The following is an 18,256-nucleotide window of genomic DNA, read 5'->3' as shown; positions in this document are numbered from 1 at the left end:
TAACCTAATCCTCCCCCAGCTTGAGCGCTTGATGAATGCGCAGCCTGGACAGCATAAAGCCTAATATCGCCAGCCCGGCAACAAGCATAAAGCCCGTCAGCGTATAGATGCGCAGCATGTCTCCCGCCTGAAACTGAACGATAAACGGCGGTACCAGGCTGCTGGGATTAAAGGCAATTTGAAAGCTTGGCACAAACAGCCTGCTGGCCGTATGGCCTACGCCGATGCCAATTGCCACCGCTACGCCGGAGGTCAGCAGTTGCTCCGCGGCAAGCATGCCGATCAGGCTTTTGAGCGACAGCCCGATAGCGCGCAGGATGCCGTTTTGCAGCATGCGGCCTTTTAACGACAGCACCCAATAAAGCAGGAAGCCGATAAAGCTGACAATAATGGATAATACAAATCCCAGCGTCAATACGCCGTTTAGCGCCAGCAGGAAAGGATCGTTTTTGGCGCGGACAAGACTGTCTCTTGTATTTGCGACCTTTATTACCGCCTGGCCGCTTTCCGCGATGCCATCGTAAAGCTCCTGAACCGAGGCTCCGTCCTCCAGCTTCAGCCATACCTTGTACGGCTCAATCGCCAGCTGAAGCTGAATTCGCGACAGATGGCCAACGATCAACATAGGCGCGGAGCTGCCGCCCCCGGCGGTTGGGGGGTTGGGGTTAAAGGTCGGGAAATAATCTATGATGCCATAGACGGTGAACGGCTGCTGCGTTACCTCGGCCCAGCCGACCCAGATGGCATCTCCTGCCTTCAGCCCTTTTTGCTCCGCAAGACTGCGGGAAATCAGCACGCCTTTAGTATCGGCGGCCAACAAATTCAAATAGTCATAAAAATGATGGTCCAGCAAGCCATCCCTGAACCATGCCGTTTTGCCAAATTCGTCAGTATCAATTCCCATCAGCACAGCGGACCCGGATTCATTGCCGGCGAAAAAATCCGCTTTGGGCTGCACAAATACCTTGGCTGCGCTCTCAACCCCGGGAAGCTTGCGGAACGGCTCAAACGGCGGCTCTAAATAATTGACCTTTCCGGTGGAGGTTACAGGTTTAACGGATGGAGGAGCGCTGCCGGGCATCATCGGCGGCGGGGCGTCATTCACCCAGCTGACGTCCAGAATGATATCCGCACCCGCCGCATAGCTGATGCGATCCTCCGTATTTTCGTTAATCGTTCTGGCGGCCGATGCGCTGAAAACCCCCGTTGCAATCGTCATAACAAGGAAGATCATCAGAAATTGGTATTGGCTGCTGGATCGCCCCACCTGGATCAGCGTGGCATACAGGGAAGGCGGCCACCATTTGCGCCCAATCCAATAAACAAGACGCAGCAGCCACGGATACAGACGCAGCAGCAGCAAACCTCCCCCCATAATAAACAAGGCGGGAATAACAAATTGCAGCGGATCGATGCTGAGATCGTCCGCCCCAAGTCCCAGCGCCTGCAAATCCGCCTGACGCTTGCGGAAATTGTACAGGCCATACAACGACAAGCCCAGAGCGATACCATCCAGAAACAGCTTATGCCACAGCGGCGTTTTGAGCAATCGGGCCAGCTGCTGCTTGTGTCCTACGATAGAAATGCGCGTGGCGGCAATGACGGGAATCATCATAATAAGCAAGCAGGCTCCCGCCGTAATGGCGGCGTATTCCCAAGCCTCCTCGGTAATGCGCACCGGCAGCCTTACCCGCTGGACAAATTCCAAAAAGCCGCTGGACGCGCCCAAAACATTGGTAAGCACGCTTCCCAAAAAAGGACCTGCGGCAAAAGCCATTCCGCACAGCAGAACCCCCTCCACAAAATAGGAGGCAATGATTTGCCATCTTGCGGCCCCGCGGCTTCGCAAAACGGCAATTTCGGTTTTTTGCCGCTCCGTGATCAGGTTGGCAACCATAAACATATAAAAAGCAAGCATGATCAATAAAGGAATATTAAGCGCCCACATAAGCGTCTGAAGCTGCTCGGCCCGCTCCGTATATTGAGACAGCGTGGACAATGCGCGCGACTCCAGCCCCATCTGATACAAATATACCTTTTTGTTCAGCTCCAGCTTGATGGCGTTGAAGCTGCTTTGAAATCGGGCGATGCTGTCCAGCTCCATCTTGCTGTAATCCATGACCAGATGCCAGCCCGTGCCGCCGATCGGCAGCGACTGCTGCTCCAGCAGAAGCTCCTTGGCGGATTCATAGGGCAGCATAAAGCTGTTGCTCATATCGCTTAAATTGCCGTAGCGGAAATACACGTCATTTTCTGCGGCTTTCCGAAACACGCCTACGACCTTCAGCTTCACTGGCCTATCCAGCTTTTCGTCCTCCAACGAAAATTCCGTATTCAGCACCGTTTTAAAATGGTTAAGCGCACGCTCGGTCACCATTACCTCATAAACGCCGTCCACCGGAAGCGGAGAGGGCAAGCGCCCATCCTTCAGCTCCACGTGCTTCTCCAGGTTTTGGTACGATTTGATGGTCACCCGCTGCATATTGGATTCGGAAAGCGGATTGGGATCATCAGCCCGCTTCATCTTGAGCGAAAGCGCGTAAAGCTCATTGTTAAGCTCTAGCACGGGCAGCCCAAAGCCCGCCGCCCCTTCCCCGCGTATGTAATCGTCCATCCGCTGAAACTTGCTTCTAATTTGCTCCGGCTTTTCGTCGGAGTAAAACATATGGCCGTACAGGGCGCCGGGGTATTGCCCCGTGTCCCCCTGCAGCCGCTCCAGATCCTTGACCAGCATTCGCGTAAGCACGGCCTGGGAATAAATCGGCATGCTGCTGACCAGCGCTACGGAGATGGATATGCCAAGAAACAAGCTGCAGACGAGCCACTTGTTTTGCATCATTTTGCGAAAAATCATAATTAATAATGCCATGAGCCAACCAACCTCCGTATATTATGGCAGCACGACCAGCATGCCCTCTTCCAGTCCCGCCGTAATTTCCACCTCGGTTGAGCCTGTAATGCCCGCCTCCACATCCACTTCGCGGATATTGTCGCCTTCCTCCAGCACGCGGACAAAATTGCGTCCCAGATAGCTGCGCAGGCCGCTGCGGGGAATAACAAGCGTGTCGCGGCTTTCCTGAAGCAAAATCCGGATATTGACGGAGCCGCCGATTTCCGCGCTCTCCGGCAGCTCGGCATCCATATAGATCATTTTGGAATTCCTATCTCTGATGACGGGATCATCGGAAAATGGAGCGGACGCCGGCGTTTGCGTTACTTTGCCCTCCACAACGCTATTATCCTTGAATTGCAGCTCCACCCGCTGCCCTACGGAAACTAAATTGACATCTCCCGACGTGCTGCCCTGAAAAGCAACCCGCAGCTTGGAAGGGTCCGACAGCATAACAAGCGTTTCATGCGGAGCTACGCCCTGGCCTTCCTCCAGCTCCGCCAAATAGGTAACCTGGCCATCGATGCCCGCCGTCAATTGCTTGCTGTTGTAGGTCTCCTGCAGGCGCTCGTATTTGATCCGGTCAAGTTCATATTGCAGCTGGGCAATCGTAATATTGTCGGCGTCATCCGAAAGCTTGGCGGCTTTCAGAGCCGTTCGTGACTTTACCATATTAAGCTCAAATTGCTTGAGGTTAATGTCCATATCTCCCACATCAAGCTGGATCAGCACGTCTCCCGCTTTAACCTGGTCGCCCTGCTTGACCATCACTTCCTTAACCCGTCCGCCCTCATCCGTAAATTTGGCCGCATCGGAGGAATAGGATTCCAGCGTCGCGCTTCCTTTGATCTCTTTGGCGATATCGCCGCGCTTCACTTCCACCGTTCTGTAGCTTTCCTGCGGCGGCTTTACGAGAGGCGGCAAAAGCGCCTCTTCTTCGGCAGGCAGAAGCGAGCAGCCCGACATCAGCAGCGCCGCCCCAAGCGCCGTGGCAATCAGTTGGATCTTGAAGGCTTTAGTGCGTGGAAACAACAATTCTACCATCCTCCAGTTCATACACATGATCAACGATCTCCATTATGGCAGGGTCATGCGTTGTCATTATAATGGTCATGCCGGTGGATTCCACCAGTCCGCGGAAAACCCTCATAATTTGCAGGCCTGTGCGGCTGTCCAGCTCAGCCGTCGGCTCGTCCGCCAGCAGCAGCTTGGGTCTGTGGGCGATGGCCCGGGCAATTGCCGTGCGCTGCTGCTCGCCGCCCGACAGCTCGAAGGGCCGGTGATGCATGCGCCCTTTTAAGCCAACCTGCTCCAGCGCAGCTTCGGCAGCCGCCTTCCGCTCACTGGCAGGCACGCCGGCAACACGAAGCACAAATTCAATATTTTCATAGGCCGACATCAACGGAATCAGGGCAAAGGATTGAAAGATCAGTCCCATTTCCTTGCGGCGGATATGATCCCGTTCCTTATCCCCCAGCGCAGACAGCTTCCTGCCCTGAAAAATGATTTCCCCTTCGCTTGGCCTGTCCAGTGCGCTGAGCAGGTTGATTAACGTTGTTTTGCCGGAGCCGGAACGGCCCTTAAAAGCAATCAGCTTGCCCTGTCCAATTGATAGATCAACGCCCTTAAGTACATGCACAGCGCCTGTCCCCCGTCCAAAAGACCGCTTGACAGCGTTTGCAACAATAATAGGGGCAGTGGTTGCGGCTTGCTCCAAAACCATTCCTCCATCCCGCTATGTATCCGGTTTCATTTATCATCTTTTCCCATTTTAACCTCTTAGGTACAGCAGCACAATAGTTTTATCGAGGCAAAAAAAGAGAAGCCCCATCTATCTCGGCGACAAAAAAGAGCTCCCCTTCGTTATTCCATTCTTATCTCTCCTTACAGCTGCAAAAAGAAGATAACCGCCGTAACGGTCAATACGCTCAGCACCGTAGATACAAAGACCGACTGAGAAGCAAATTCCGCTTCGTTGTCGAACTCCACCGCCAGCAAAACGCTGCTCAGCGAAGTCGGGACGGCTGAGGAAACAATTAAAGCGGCCGCTGTCAGCTTGTCAAAGCCCAGCAGAATAACGATCAGCCATGCCGCAAGCGGCCCTCCAATCAGCCTTAGAAAAGCGGAGATGGATACATCCAATGCCATCGTTTTTTTGACAACCCATTTCATATTCCCGAGCTGAACGCCAAGCGTAATCAACGCCGTGCCGATAAAGGCGCCTGACAAATAGGCAATCGGCGTTGCGATAGGCTGCGGGACAGGAATTTGCAGCCCCCTCATCATAAAGGCAACGGGAATGACATAAATAATCGGCATGCTAAAAATCGTCCGCCATACCTTCCGCATATCCGCTTTATGCGCATTTACGTTATAAACGCCATACGTATTGGGCAGCAGCGCCTGCATCATCATGATGATGACCTGAATGGCCATCGTTTCCTTCAGCCCATGAAACGCAAGCTGATTCAGCGGTATGCCGTAGTTGGCGCTATTGTAAAACAATACACTGTTGCGCATGGCGCTTTTCATGCCAGGGGAATAACACCGCAGCCGGATCACAATCTCTACCATGATATATTGCAGGACAGCCAGCATCACAAAAAACAACAATACTTTTCCGATCAGGCCGTATGAAATCTCGGTTTCGTACAGCAATTTGAACATAATAGCCGGAGAAAATAAATAAAAGTTCAGTTTGGTCAACGTCTTGATATCCAGCTTGAAGCAGCGCTGCAGCACGATCCCAAGGCCAATGACAATGCTCATGGGCAATACGTTGGTTAACAAAATATGAAAAAATATAGGCATTGCCGTCTCTTCTTTCCGTTCATCCGCTCATGATGATTAATGGAAGCCTCTCGCATACTATCATTAGTTTATAGCATCTGCCTTTTCTGTCAATGATTCATACAGAGCGGAATCGCCTCCTCCTTGCGAATGCGAATAAAGCTTGGCGTAATAGCCTCCCCGAGCCAGCAGCTCCCGGTGTTTGCCTTGCTCTACAACCTTGCCTTTGTCCATGACCAAAATCCGGTCCGCTCCCATTATGGTGGATAACCTGTGAGCGATGACAAGTGTGGTCCTTCCTGCCGAAACCAGATTTAGCGCCCGCTGAATCAGTTCCTCGCTATAGGAATCCAGATTAGCCGTCGCTTCGTCCAGAATGAGAATGGGCGGCTGGAAAACGATAATGCGGGCAAAAGAGAGCAGCTGCCGCTCGCCCGCGGAAAGCCCGCTCCCCCGCTCCGATAGCCGTGTATCGTAGCCGTTGCTCAATCTCTCCACGACGCTTTCAGCTCCGACGAACCGGCAGGCCGCAATGACATCCTCGCGGCTTATGCTGTCATCGAACAGGGTTATATTTTCGATAATCGTGCCGGAATACAGATACGGCTCCTGCTGCACCAGTCCAACCATCCGATGCAGACTACGCTGGGGAATGTCGCGGATATCGGTTCCGTCTATTCTGATACTGCCCCGATCCACATCATAAAAGCGGCATAGCAGGCTGATTAGAGAGCTTTTGCCAGCGCCTGTCGCCCCTACGATTCCAATTAATTCTCCGGGCTTGATGACCAGGTTCAAATTCGTTATAACGGGATGACCCTCGCGATAGGAAAACGTCACGTCGTCGAACCGGATTTCCCCTTTCACCCGATTTAATTCAACCTCGGCCATCCCTTCCTCGCTGTCATTAACGGCGGGCTTGCTGTCCAGCACGGACCATATCCGCGATACCGCAACCGTAGCGGACTGAAGCGTATTCCATTGCTGGGTGATAGTGTTGATGGGATTAAAAAACTGGCGGATATACGTAATAAACGCGTACAGCACGCCAAACTCCATCTGCTTGCCCAGCACCGCCCAGCCGCCAATCCAGGTAACAAAAGCGATGCACAGCGTGCTTAATATATCAAAGGTCCTGCCAAACAGCACATGCGTCCGGACTTCCCGGATATTGGCTTTAAAGTATACGCCGTTCCGTTCCTGAAACTGCCTCTCCTGCTCCTTTTGCTGATGAAACACCTGAATCAGATTCATTCCCGCCAGATTTTCCGCAACAAACGCAATCAAACGTGAAAGCCTCGTCCTGGCCTGCTGGTACGTCTCCCTCATATAGGAGCGGAACAAAACCGCTATCACGAAAATAACCGGCAATATAAACAAGCAATACGTAGCCAGCCCGGCATCCAGCTGAAACATCATGACAATAATAAAGACGAGGGTTAACCCGTCCCGGAACAGGCTAAGCAGAACCTGGCTAAAAAACTGGTTCAAGGCCTCCGTATCGCTGGATACATGAGTAATCAGGCTTCCCCCGGACATGCGGTCAAAATAAGACATCGACTGCTTTAAAATATGGCTGAACAGCCGCTTGCGGACAGCGGCGACAATGCTTTGCCCGATTCGCTGCAGCAAATTGTTTTGTAAATAAGTGAAAAAAAAGCTGCTTGCCGAAAAAGCAAAATAAACGATGCAGATAAGAAGCAAGCCCTTGTAATCGTTGACGCCTGCCAGCAAATTATCGTCAATGGCAATCTTCATCAGATAAGGCTGAAGCAAATCCGATAAAATTGCGATCAACGTACACCCAAAAACGGCGGCAAATCCGAGAGCATGCTCCCGTATATAGCCTGATAACGCGCGGAAGGCGGATACGTATTGCGGCTTCGGCTTTTTTTCTCCTTCATGACCCTGCTCCTCGTTACGTTTCCCGCCACTCGCCCATCTGGGACCCATGCCTCATTCCCCCCTCCTGTATGGCGTAAAGCTCGCGGTAAAAGCCGTCCTTGCTCAGCAGCTCGTCATGAGTCCCTTGCTGCACAATAGCTCCTTCGTCCAGCACGATGATCAAATCGGCATGTTTGACCGCGCTGATCCGGTGGGCGATGATAATGGTGGTTTTGCCCTTGCGCTCTTTGGCAATGGAGGACAAAATTTTACGTTCCGTTACGGCATCCACCGCGCTAACGCTATCATCCAGAATCATGATGGGCGCTTTTTTGATCAATCCCCGCGCGAGGCTGGTCCGTTGCCTCTGTCCGCCGGAAAGCGTCAAGCCGCGTTCTCCCAGCTTGCTCTGGAAGCGGTCGGGCAGCTCCGCAATCTGCTGAAAAATGCTGGCCTGGCGTGCTGCCTCCTCCACTCGCCCGCTCTCCGCATCCCGGCGGTAAAATGCGATATTTTCGCCGATGGTGGTACTGAACAGGAAGCCGTCCTGGGGCACATAGGCGATTCCTTCGCGCAAATTTTCCAGCGCCATATCCCTTACATCAACTCCCCCGTAAGCGATCGAGCCGGGAGGAGGATCGTAGGTGCGAAGCAGCAGCTTCATCAGAGTTGTTTTGCCGCTTCCCGTTTTCCCGACAATTCCCAGCGTAGTGCCAGCGGCAACGCTCAGCTGGATATTTTTCAATACGGGGCGGCCCTCCGGCTGATAAGCAAAGGTTAGATGGTTGAGCGTGATGTCCGCTTTTGCCAAATCGACAGTTACGGCTCCTTCCGTCTCGACAATGTCCGGGCTTTGCGACAACAGCTCGTTGAGACGCTGCAGAGAAGCGCGGGAGCGCTGAATGGAATTGACAACGTTGCCGATTTGCTGAAGCGGATTCATCAGCATACGCACATATAGGGTCAGCGCAACAAAGCTTCCAAGCGACAGCCCTCCATTAATGGCCAGGTATCCGCCCAGCGCAAGCGCAATAACAAGCGCCAATGTGCCAAGAAGCGGAATTAAAGCGTGAAAAAAGGAGGACACCTTGACGAGCCTGAGCTGATTGGCTGTAATTTGATCCACCGCGCGTCCGAAGCGCCCCTTCATAATTGGCTCCACCGCAAACTTTTTGGTAACCCGGATGCCGCCGAACTGCTCCTCCGCCATATCCGTCATTGCTCCCAGAGACTCCTGCACCTCGCGGGAGCGCGTCCGGATAACGGGGCCAAGCTTAACGACGATAAACGGAATAAGAAGCATCGGCGCAATACAGGCCGCAATCAGATATAGAGGTATGCCGCTTGTGATCATCATGACCAAAGCCGCGGCAAACAGCATGACCGCATTGGATGTAGCGTTAAACCCCATCGCAATAGATTCCCGCACCGCCGAAACGTCGTTCATAAAATAGCTAAGCAGCTTGCCTACGCCATTGCTGGAATAAAACCTCTCGCTCATACCGGTAAAATGCCGGAATAGCTTGCCGCGCAAAATCGACTCAAATCGCCGGCCCACATACATGACCAGATACATGGCCGTTCCGCTGAACACTACATGGCCAATACCGATCAATAACAGCAGCAGGCTATAATCCAATACGAGCGAACGGGTTAACTCTCCAAGCTGCAGCATGTCGGCAAATTGTCCAAGCACTCTGGGATAATATACATGAATCAGGTTTGCAATAAAATGCAGCGACAAGGACAGCGCATAAACCGGCCATGCCTGCCGAAAAAAATGAACCAGCAGTCGCGGGTTATTTTCCAAATTCACGTTTCCCCCTTCCTTCCGGCTCGGTATCGCTTCCTTCTATTAAAAGGGCTAATGACTTCTTCAATTGCTGCAAAATAACTCTTAGCTCCTCCGCCTTCCCGGCATCGCCGATCGCGGAACGTTCAGCCGCCTTCAGCAGATGAAGGAGCTCCTTGCCTTTAGGCGTTAATCTGCGGTTTCTTTTTCTGCCCCCGCGCTCCCCATCTCCTTCAGCCATCCTTGCGGATTGCTCTTCTCCAGCCTCTTCGGCATCTAAGGCATCTGCTGTATCTGCGTTATCTCCGGCATACCGGTTATCTGAGGCATCTGTAGTATCTGCGATATCTCCAGCATATCGGGTATCTCCGACGTCTCCTGCATCTCCGGTATTTCTATTGCGCGTTTTGCACTCCCTCTCGCACAGGGATGCCGTCTCCGACTTCTCATTCTCCTCGCGCAAATAAATCCGCCCTTCGGCAGTTATTTGAAAAACCTGTTTGCCGTCCTTCTTGCTGGATTCCACAAAACCTTGATCGCGCAGCATTTGCAAAGTAGGATAAATAGAACCCGCGCTGGGCTGATACGTTCCGCCGGACTGCTCCTCAAGCGCTTTCATCATCTGATAGCCGTGCATATTTTCCTCCTCCAGCAGTTCGAGCAGCGCAAACTTCACTCCCCCTCGGCTGAAATAACGCCTGCCCGATCCTCCCGTTTCCCTTTCTCCTCCAAGATGCAGAAATAGACGATCTTCCTCGCCCCACTCTTTCATATCTATGCCCCTTCATTTAACGATATATCGTAATAAAGTAAATACTATACGATATATCGTTAGCTGACAATACGTTTTGACTTTGGCAGCAAATCTCATTCGGTCCAGGCAAACAACAAGAAGACTTTGTATGATAATTCACTCAAAATACCATTTCGTGCACCACAGCAAATACAACTTGTACGATTTATCGTACAAAATAACAACTTATTCCCTCCGAATGGGTAATATTGTACGATTTATCATACAAAATAACGACTTATCCCCTCTGAACGGGTATTATTGTACGATTTATTGTACAAAACGACCCTAATGGCATTCAGAATCTCAACTTTTATACGAAAATCCATACAAAAGTCAACTCCTATGAAGATTCAGTGTCATTGTGCTGTGATAATGTCACCGTATAACTGTTCTGAGATAATGTCACTATGGAACAGGAGACATTGACATTGAGCAGAGCAGAGTTGAAGAAGGTCGTCGTGGTGGAAAAGATCATTAGCGGGCATATGACGAATGCGGAAGGAGCGGCATCACTCGGATTAACGTGCAGACAGGTGATTCGGTTGAAGAAGAAGTATAGGACGGAGGGAGGCGCAGCGGCGCTTATTCATCGCAATCGTGGCAAGAAGCCCGCTCATGCACTTACAGATGAAATGAAAGAACGCGTGGCCGCCCTTTACAGGCAGCAGTATGCGGGAAGTAACAACTGCCACTTTGCGGAACTACTCACCGAACGCGATCAGTTGGAGTTAAGCCCTTCTAGCGTACGCCGGATCTTAATCGCTAAGGGCATAAAACAAATCAAGCAGCGCCGCCGCAGTAAAGCCCATCAGCCACGCGAGCGCCGTTCTCAAGCTGGTGCGCTCTGGCAGATCGATGCCACGCCTTATGCATGGCTCGAAGACCGCGCGCTCGGCTTCGCCCTTCACGCAGCTATCGACGATGCGACAGGCACCATTGTTGGCGCCATCTTCAGACCAAACGAGTCTCGCGAAGGCTATTCGCTTGTGATGCAGCAAGGTTTGAAAAAATACGGTATCCCGCTCGGGCTCTACAGTGACCGCCATACGATCTTCCGTTCACCAAACGAGACGTTGACCATCGAGCAGGAACTGGCTGGTGAAACGAAGCCGCTATCCGAATTTGGCAAGGCTATGGACGAACTCTGCATCACGCACATCAAGGCACTTACACCGCAGGCCAAAGGACGCATTGAACGCCTCTGGGGAACACTCCAGGATCGCCTGGTCATCGAGTTGCGCCTCCTGGGTGTGAATACGATGGAAGAGGCAAACAAGGCCTTGCCGGCGCTTGTGCTCAAGCACAACCGCAAGTTCGCCGTGAAGCCGAAAAAGGACGAGAGCGCCTACATGAAGCTCGACTCCACCACTCGACTTGAGTATGTCTTCACTACCCGTGAAAAGCGGACGCTTGGTCATGGCCATACCTTGTCCTACGCCAACAAGCTGTATACATTTGCTAAGCCGACAGCCTGTCGCTTCGATGCCAAAACCGTCGTAGAGGTTCGTCAGACCCTTACGGGTGAAGTCGTCGTGTGGCACGATGGGACTACCATTACGCTTGTAGAGGTTGAGAAACCCGTCAAGCCCAAGCAACAAAAGAAAAAGGCGAGTTCTGCGTCGCCACGCAAAACCGCCTCTACCTATTCGTGGAAAGCCACGATGAAACCTCAACGAATCAAGCGTAGCACAAATAAGAACCAATTCCAAGAAGCCATGTATTCTCAGCATAACAGCTATGCCGATGTGACCTGGTGAGTCGCATCGGCAACATTTAGAAGTGACATTTTCTCAGATCAGTTAGGGTGACATTATCTCAGACGTTTGACACTCCTATGAAGATTCAGTAGAAAGAACCATTACACGAGTATGGATGCAGTACGCAAGTACGAATGCAGTACGCAAGTACGAATGCAGTACGCAAGTACGGATGCAGTATGTGAGTACTGATGCAGCACGCAAGTGCAGATGAAGTACGTGAATTCGGATGAAGTACCTCAGTACTGATGCATTCCACTCACCTGCCTCAATACGAGTGCCAGGCATCCTTAAGTCGAGCAATGTTTCCTATTTTGAGCTGCATTTTTCATATGTAGTGAAAAAAAGACCCGCGCTATCTGCTCCCTTGGGAAATGATAGAACGGGCCCTTCTCTTTTTTATAAAAGCTGTGCTTCCCACAGAGCTTTTGAACATGCTTTTTGCGAACTCATTTTGAGAACTCATTTTGAGAATACATTTGCTAATACTTTTGCTAATACTTTTGATAATGCTTTTTAAACACGCTTTTTAAGCGCCTGTTTTTTGCTCTGAAAGATTTTTCAATTCCGAAACGAGACTATCCAGCTTGGCGTATTCCTCAACCATAACCGCGATCTTCTGGTTTTGGGATTCCATGCTCGCCTGTACTTCCTCCACCGAAGCCATGTTCTGCTGCGTCGTTGCGGCAATGCTGTCCAGTTCGGCAGCCAGTTCTCCGTATCTTTGGTACAAACGGGTGGAGCCTTCGCCTAGCTGCCTTGAATGCTCCTTGGTCTGATGGGCATTTCCATTAATGTCCTGAAACAGCTCAACCGACTTGCGCGTAACCTCGCCGCTTTGTCTGACCGCCTCCTGGCCCTTCGTAACACCGGCATAAGCTTCGTCAATTTGCGCCCGAATCTCGGTTAGTATACTTCCGATTTCCTCCGTCGATTTGCGGGAATGATCCGCCAGCTTGCGTACCTCGCCAGATACGACGGCAAAGCCGCGGCCATGCTCACCAGCCCGCGCCGCTTCAATCGCGGCATTAAGGGCAAGCAGATTGGTCTGCTCCGAAATGTCGCTTATCGTATCTACGATCGCCGTCACTTGCTCATTATGACGCTGCAGCACTTCCATGCCTGCAACCGTATTTGACATAATGGCGCCCAAAGCTGCCATTTCGCTTGCAAGCTTCTCAAGCTCCGCGCTGTTTTGCTCCGTCATACTAACGTTTTGCTCAGCATATTGTTGAAGGCTGGATGCTCCCTCCCGCAGCTTGCCCATAAACTCTTCCATTTCCTGGGCCGACTCGTTAATGGAAACTACGCTGCCCGTTTGTTTTTCGATCGCTGCCGTCATTTCACTAAAGGTCCCCGTTACTTCGCGCGAAATCGTTCCCGTGGAATGAACGTGCTGCTGCTGCTCGCGGCTAAACGTTGTCAAAATGCCAATAGAATCTTTTAATTGACCCAAAATACGCTCGGACAACTGCTGCGCTTTAAGCGCTTCACTCTGCCGCTCCGTAACCTCCTTTTGCAGCTTTGCACTAAAACCGGCCGCTATTGCCATAGCCGTTGTAGCAAAAGCCAGGTACAAGAACAGCAAAGCCAAGGACTCCCCTGGAAACAGCTTTTCCTGATAGAAGGGATCGAGAAACAGATAGGTGCTCAACCCAGCCCCAAGTACACCGGTCAAAATAATCGGTTTATAGTCTGAGTAGAGGGACACAATCGCCAGATTAACGTAGACGAGAAAATAAGTGCTGACGATTGGATTGGGGTCGGACAAAATTAACAGCGATACAATGATTGTCAAGTTGCATGGGACAACATATTTGACAAATCGGCTGCCGATTCTCAGATAGGCCATTGCGGCAGCAATGCCACCTGTAACAGCTCCTACGCCGGCAAGCAGCAAAATGACTTTAAGTTCCAGTCCTATTGCAAAGTCGGTCAAAATTCCCAGTGCCAGCAAGCCCCAAATAATGTTGACTTGCAAGCGATTTCGTTTGTCTAGTACCGTCAAGTTTTGTTTCATCTGATATCCACCTGTTCTATTATGCGATTTGGCTTGTAGTCCATCAGCCATTCATAATGCTGCTTGTTGCGATACATGGCCTCCATATCAAATATAACGGGAACAACAAAATCTCCTTTGTAATAGAGCCGGTCGCCAATTCGCTCCAGCGGAATTTTGAAGGTGATTCTTAACGCCCGTAAAAAAACAGGCTCCAGCAAGGAAACAAAATAGCGGATATTTCGATTTTCCGCACAGTGTACCGCCGATGACAGCAAAGCGGACAAATAGTTTCCTTTGCTTCTATACGAGCTGAGCAATGCAATTTTGTCGATTTCAGCAACCCTAGCTTCTTCCCCGATGAGTTTTGGATGCAAGTGGAATGGAGCCGTTTTGTTGATCTCGCTGGTTTGTACATCATAAGGCTTAATCTCGGAAGTGCCAATGCAGTGTCCCTCATCCGTCAAAACAATATACCGGTCGAGGACTGTATTCGAAAATTCCAGCTCATATCCCTTCTCCATCCATACTGTTGTCCAAATTCCGTTAAACAGCGCTAATTCCAGCTCACTCTCCACTGTCTTGAACATGAATTCCTCACTATCTCCCCATTCATTTCTATATTTTTCTTTATAATTTTTTCATAAATTATTTATTTGACAAAAATGTTAAGAATCCTTCTTTTACATTATTAAATAACTATGAACAATTAACTAATATGTCCCCCCAGTTCAGTCTCAGGACCTAGTCACTTTGCAGCCGAGGACGGAGCATACAGGAAAAGTGCTAGTTTATAATGGGTATAGAGAACAAGAACCATGCAAAAAAAAGGAAACAGGAGGAGTGAAGCAGAAATGCCGGTATTGAAAGTTAGCGGGTTAAAAAAATCATTTGGAACCGTCCATGCCGTCCGCGATATCAGCTTTGCTGTGGAGGGAGGGGAAATCTTTACGATTATCGGACCCAACGGAGCTGGCAAAACAACAACGCTGGAGATGATTGAAGGGCTCCTTCCGCCTGACTCCGGTGAAATCGCCTTCGGTGATCTTAAATGGGGGCGCAACACGGAGCAAATCAAAATGGAGATCGGTGTTCAGCCGCAATCAAGCGCATTATTTGATCTGCTAACCGTAGAGGAAACGCTGAAGCTGTTTGCTACCTTTTTTACCCGGACAAAGCCGGTAGACGAGGTGCTGGAAATGGTCAATCTGACAGAGCAGCGAAATCGCCATGTGCGAAAGCTGTCGGGGGGTCAGAAGCAGCGGCTGGCCATTGGTCTTGCAATGATCAATGATCCTGGCATTATTTTTCTGGATGAACCTACAACGGGTCTTGATCCTCAAGCGCGGCGCAACATTTGGGACATTATTCTGAAGCTGAAGGAAATCGGCAAAACGACTATTTTAACGACACATTATATGGAGGAGGCCGAAAAGCTCAGCGACCGGGTATGCATTGTGGATCAAGGACGCGTCATAACGCTGGATACGCCAGCCGCGCTGATTGATCGGCTTACCAGCGAACGAGAGGTTCGCTTGACGCTTACGGACGGAGAAGCAGCCGCATTGGCGACGGAGCAGACTGCATCGGAATTGGACACCGTGACCAAAATCATCCGCGAAGGCAGCTCCTTGCAGGTTTGGACTACGCATCCCGAGAATACGCTTTATTCGTTATTCGGCTTTACCAAGGAAAACGGCTACCGCGTCGAGCAAATCTCCATCCGCGAGATGAGCCTGGAGGATGTGTTTATTGCGTTTACAGGAAAGGAATGGAGGGATTAGCAAGATGGCGTTTAAGCAATTTTCCAGTATGTTTTCCGCTCAGGTCAAAATGATGTTTCGGGAAAAGCAGGTTTGGTTCTGGAATATCTTTTTCCCCGTTATTTTGATGGTCCTGTTTATGATTATTTTTGGAGGAGGCATGTCAAGCGACGGCTTCCAGGCCAAAATAGCCGTTGTTGACGAGAAGCCCAACGCTTCCTCAGCCATGCTGATGGAGAGCCTTAAAGGCGTTCCGCTCTTAACGCTGAAGGATGAAGCTCCCGTAACTCTTGAGCAAGGAGAGGAATGGGTCAAGGAAAAGGATATTGATGCGTTGATCGTTCTTCCTGCGCAGGAAGGCGCGGCGGAAATCGGACTTCTTATTAATATGGAGCGGGAAGGCGGGGCTACAACCCAGGCGGTGGCCGGCATTCTGGACCAAGTGGTGCAGGGGATGAACTTTGCCGTTCTGGGAGCTGAGCCTCAATACAGCGTTGCCATGAAATCCATTACGTCAGCCTCTGACGACATCAGCTATCAGGACTTTCTGCTTACGGGCATGATTGGGCTTGCCATTGCCCAAGGCGGTTTGTTCGGCATGGTGGATCAGGTGGATATGCGGAAGCGCGGCTTGCTCAAGCGGCTGCATATGACTCCTGCCAGAATGGATCTGTTTGGTTTATCCGGCATGATCGTCCGCCTCATGCTTGGCATCGTCCAAATTGTGCTGCTGACGCTAGTAGGCGTCATTGGATTCGGCGCTAATTTACACATCAATCCGCTAACGCTGCTCATTGCCTTTTTTGGCGGGGCGCTAGTGTTTAACGCCATGGGCTACCTCATTTCCTCCTTCAGCAAAACAATGGAGGCTTACATGGGCATCGCCAACATCATAAGCATGCTGATGATGTTTCTGAGCGGCGTATTTTTCCCTGTGGAGACGCTGCCGGAATGGCTGCAGGTCGTGCCAAAAGTGCTCCCGCTTACCTACTTTGTGGAAGGCATGCGCGACGGCATGATTTATGCCACCGATATTTTCTCCGCCGACTTCTGGATCGGAATCGGCCTGATGGCCATCTGGGGTATTGCAAGCTTTGTGCTTGCCGCCCAGCTCTACAAAAGCAAATCTATTTCGTCTGTCCGCTAAGACATGAAACAAGCCGCGAAGCAATCCTGAAACGGACTCCTTCGCGGCTTGTTTTTGCAATAGCCAAGGAATGGCTAAAGCGCCTATTCGGCTTCCCTTAATGTTCAGCCGGCCGTATCTATTGCCATCCTCAGCCATGCTTCAGATGCTGAAGCGTGAGTACAATCAATTGCTCTACATGATCGTCATCCAGCGAATAAAAAACGGTTTTGCCTACCTTGCGCCGCTTGACGATTCTCATATTGCGCAGCAGCCTGAGCTGATGGGAAATAGCAGATTGGCCCATCCCAAGCACTTGGGTCAGGTCATGCACGCAAAGCTCCGACTGCAAAAGAGCATGAATGATTCGAATTCGCGTCGGGTCGCCAAGCGCCTTGAAAAGATCCGCCAGCTCCGTCGCGGTTGTATCATCCACCAGCTTTTCCTTTACGCTAAGCACATCGGCATTTGTGCCCGCACAGGCATCATCGCATGAAGCCGATAACGTTTCGTTTGTCATCAGGCACCCCCCGTTTTTGTGGCGCATCATTATTAATGCCCATTATAGCATTACCGGATAAGCCCCGCTACCCGGATTCAAAAAGGCCGGGACCCAAAAGATAAGTCAACATCGGGAAATTAAAAGGCGTGCTCCCGATAAACAGCGTTTCCTCAAGGGCACAGTTCCACTATAATAAAGGAGAGCTATAAAGGAGGGCTATTGCCAGCCTGGGATAAGGGGGAACAACTATTTTTACATTAAAAGAAAAAATATATTTGCTGAAGGCCTTGAAGGCAATGCAGCGCTGGAGCTTCAAAAAAAAGGACCCGTTGCACGAATCCCTCGTAGAAAAGCTGGAGCAAATGATTCGGAACGAGCAGGTTAATAAAGAACATTTGTAATGCACAAAGCCAGCAGGCATTATGAATAACCTTGCGGCATTGATTGCTTCAGCATTTTCTAGCGTTTTCTGAAGGACAATGCCGCTGCGCCAGTTACTCTGATGATCCCTCTGACTCTGATACATGCAACCGGCAAAACTGGGAAACAGCCTCAAGCTCATCCTCTTCCATTTCCATATCAATGTAGCTGCCGGAGGTTGTTGCTTGGAATTCATATTTTACAATTTCCTGCCTATCCCCGTCTTTGACATATATGACGCGCAGCGAAACCCCTTCTTCATGATAAAGCTCGTCGTCCTCCTCGACCTCCAAACCCAGCAGAAGCTCATACCGCTCCCCCGTTAAAATGCCGAAAGGGTCCTTCATTTTCTCCACACTGTATTCCGTAATGTTAAACATAGAGCTGTCCCTCCAGAAACGGCAAAAGCAGCCCGAAATCCTTCTTGCGAAGCTCCGGACTGCTTCAACCAGTTATTTGTTTTTTTAACCGTAATATAAGCTGAACATAAGAAAAGTATTGCGATCAGAAGAACTTTTCACAAGCCGTCACGCACCG

14 protein-coding genes are annotated in these 18,256 nt (G+C 50.7%); 3 read left to right on the top strand and 11 right to left on the bottom strand.

The genetic code is table 11. The features are described 5' to 3' along the window. Nucleotides 1–4: 4 nt before the first annotated feature. The 7 genes from A7K91_RS16835 to A7K91_RS16805 form a co-directional block, all read right to left on the bottom strand. Nucleotides 5–2,869, bottom strand: coding sequence for an ABC transporter permease (locus tag A7K91_RS16835; RefSeq protein WP_068684805.1), 2,865 nt, complete (start codon nucleotides 2,867–2,869; stop codon nucleotides 5–7). 21 nt (nucleotides 2,870–2,890) lie between these two features. Continuing rightward, nucleotides 2,891–3,925 (bottom strand): efflux RND transporter periplasmic adaptor subunit, encoded by a 1,035-nt coding sequence (locus tag A7K91_RS16830; protein WP_169833422.1) that lies wholly within the window; start codon nucleotides 3,923–3,925, stop codon nucleotides 2,891–2,893. Further along, nucleotides 3,906–4,613 (bottom strand): ABC transporter ATP-binding protein, encoded by a 708-nt coding sequence (locus tag A7K91_RS16825; RefSeq protein WP_068684801.1) that lies wholly within the window; start codon nucleotides 4,611–4,613, stop codon nucleotides 3,906–3,908. The genes A7K91_RS16830 and A7K91_RS16825 overlap by 20 nt, the downstream gene beginning before the upstream one ends. 161 nt (nucleotides 4,614–4,774) lie before the next feature. After that, nucleotides 4,775–5,701, bottom strand: coding sequence for an AEC family transporter (locus tag A7K91_RS16820; RefSeq protein ID WP_068684799.1), 927 nt, complete (start codon nucleotides 5,699–5,701; stop codon nucleotides 4,775–4,777). A 63-nt stretch (nucleotides 5,702–5,764) separates the two neighbouring features. Then, complete coding sequence (locus A7K91_RS16815; protein ID WP_068684798.1) at nucleotides 5,765–7,633, bottom strand: ABC transporter ATP-binding protein; 1,869 nt, start codon at nucleotides 7,631–7,633, stop codon at nucleotides 5,765–5,767. Continuing rightward, nucleotides 7,599–9,380: an ABC transporter ATP-binding protein gene (locus A7K91_RS16810; RefSeq protein ID WP_245697590.1), complete on the bottom strand. Its 1,782-nt coding sequence runs from the start codon at nucleotides 9,378–9,380 to the stop codon at nucleotides 7,599–7,601. The genes A7K91_RS16815 and A7K91_RS16810 overlap by 35 nt, the downstream gene beginning before the upstream one ends. Next, nucleotides 9,364–10,128: a PadR family transcriptional regulator gene (locus A7K91_RS16805; RefSeq protein ID WP_068684794.1), complete on the bottom strand. Its 765-nt coding sequence runs from the start codon at nucleotides 10,126–10,128 to the stop codon at nucleotides 9,364–9,366. Before A7K91_RS16805 ends, A7K91_RS16810 begins: the two co-directional genes overlap by 17 nt. A gap of 452 nt (nucleotides 10,129–10,580) precedes the next feature. Between A7K91_RS16805 and A7K91_RS16800 the strand changes: the two genes are divergently transcribed. Then, nucleotides 10,581–11,909 carry an ISNCY family transposase gene (locus A7K91_RS16800; RefSeq protein WP_068684792.1) on the top strand — a complete coding sequence of 443 codons (1,329 nt, stop codon included), beginning with the start codon at nucleotides 10,581–10,583 and terminating at the stop codon, nucleotides 11,907–11,909. A gap of 529 nt (nucleotides 11,910–12,438) precedes the next feature. Here the strand turns inward: A7K91_RS16800 and A7K91_RS16795 are convergent. After that, entirely contained in the window at nucleotides 12,439–13,929 is a 1,491-nt protein-coding gene (locus tag A7K91_RS16795; protein ID WP_068684790.1) for a methyl-accepting chemotaxis protein, read from the bottom strand. Then, nucleotides 13,926–14,498: a hypothetical protein gene (locus A7K91_RS16790; protein WP_068684788.1), complete on the bottom strand. Its 573-nt coding sequence runs from the start codon at nucleotides 14,496–14,498 to the stop codon at nucleotides 13,926–13,928. The genes A7K91_RS16795 and A7K91_RS16790 overlap by 4 nt, the downstream gene beginning before the upstream one ends. Nucleotides 14,499–14,762: 264 nt before the next feature. Here A7K91_RS16790 and A7K91_RS16785 point away from each other — a divergent pair, with 264 nt between their 5' ends. Together A7K91_RS16785 and A7K91_RS16780 are read left to right on the top strand one after the other, a co-directional pair. After that, nucleotides 14,763–15,692, top strand: coding sequence for an ABC transporter ATP-binding protein (locus A7K91_RS16785; protein ID WP_068684786.1), 930 nt, complete (start codon nucleotides 14,763–14,765; stop codon nucleotides 15,690–15,692). Between the two features lie 4 nt (nucleotides 15,693–15,696). Further along, a complete protein-coding gene (locus A7K91_RS16780; protein WP_245697588.1) occupies nucleotides 15,697–16,818 on the top strand; it encodes an ABC transporter permease in 1,122 nt (373 codons plus the stop codon). Between the two features lie 130 nt (nucleotides 16,819–16,948). Here A7K91_RS16780 and A7K91_RS16775 read toward each other — a convergent pair whose 3' ends face one another. Both A7K91_RS16775 and A7K91_RS16770 read right to left on the bottom strand, forming a co-directional pair. Beyond that, nucleotides 16,949–17,317 (bottom strand): ArsR/SmtB family transcription factor, encoded by a 369-nt coding sequence (locus tag A7K91_RS16775; protein ID WP_068684784.1) that lies wholly within the window; start codon nucleotides 17,315–17,317, stop codon nucleotides 16,949–16,951. 476 nt (nucleotides 17,318–17,793) lie between these two features. Beyond that, nucleotides 17,794–18,099 carry a DUF6509 family protein gene (locus tag A7K91_RS16770; protein WP_068684782.1) on the bottom strand — a complete coding sequence of 102 codons (306 nt, stop codon included), beginning with the start codon at nucleotides 18,097–18,099 and terminating at the stop codon, nucleotides 17,794–17,796. Between the last annotated feature and the right edge of the window lie 157 nt (nucleotides 18,100–18,256).

Source organism: Paenibacillus oryzae (genome assembly GCF_001675045.1).
GTDB classification, from domain to species: domain Bacteria; phylum Bacillota; class Bacilli; order Paenibacillales; family Paenibacillaceae; genus Pristimantibacillus; species Pristimantibacillus oryzae.
Note: the sequence above shows the minus strand (reverse complement) of the source record. Positions and strands in the feature narration are given on the sequence as shown.

Bases quoted from the DNA above. Each gene is read 5' to 3' on its own strand.
- A7K91_RS16780 (WP_245697588.1), top strand. From the start codon at position 15,697: ATGGCGTTTAAGCAATTTTCCAGTATGTTTTCCGCTCAGGTCAAAATG.
- A7K91_RS16785 (WP_068684786.1), top strand. From the start codon at position 14,763: ATGCCGGTATTGAAAGTTAGCGGGTTAAAAAAATCATTTGGAACCGTC.
- A7K91_RS16770 (WP_068684782.1), bottom strand. From the start codon at position 18,099: ATGTTTAACATTACGGAATACAGTGTGGAGAAAATGAAGGACCCTTTC.
- A7K91_RS16820 (WP_068684799.1), bottom strand. From the start codon at position 5,701: ATGCCTATATTTTTTCATATTTTGTTAACCAACGTATTGCCCATGAGC.
- A7K91_RS16825 (WP_068684801.1), bottom strand. From the start codon at position 4,613: ATGGTTTTGGAGCAAGCCGCAACCACTGCCCCTATTATTGTTGCAAAC.
- A7K91_RS16805 (WP_068684794.1), bottom strand. From the start codon at position 10,128: ATGAAAGAGTGGGGCGAGGAAGATCGTCTATTTCTGCATCTTGGAGGA.
- A7K91_RS16835 (WP_068684805.1), bottom strand. From the start codon at position 2,869: ATGGCATTATTAATTATGATTTTTCGCAAAATGATGCAAAACAAGTGG.
- A7K91_RS16815 (WP_068684798.1), bottom strand. From the start codon at position 7,633: ATGGGTCCCAGATGGGCGAGTGGCGGGAAACGTAACGAGGAGCAGGGT.
- A7K91_RS16795 (WP_068684790.1), bottom strand. From the start codon at position 13,929: ATGAAACAAAACTTGACGGTACTAGACAAACGAAATCGCTTGCAAGTC.
- A7K91_RS16790 (WP_068684788.1), bottom strand. From the start codon at position 14,498: ATGTTCAAGACAGTGGAGAGTGAGCTGGAATTAGCGCTGTTTAACGGA.
- A7K91_RS16775 (WP_068684784.1), bottom strand. From the start codon at position 17,317: ATGACAAACGAAACGTTATCGGCTTCATGCGATGATGCCTGTGCGGGC.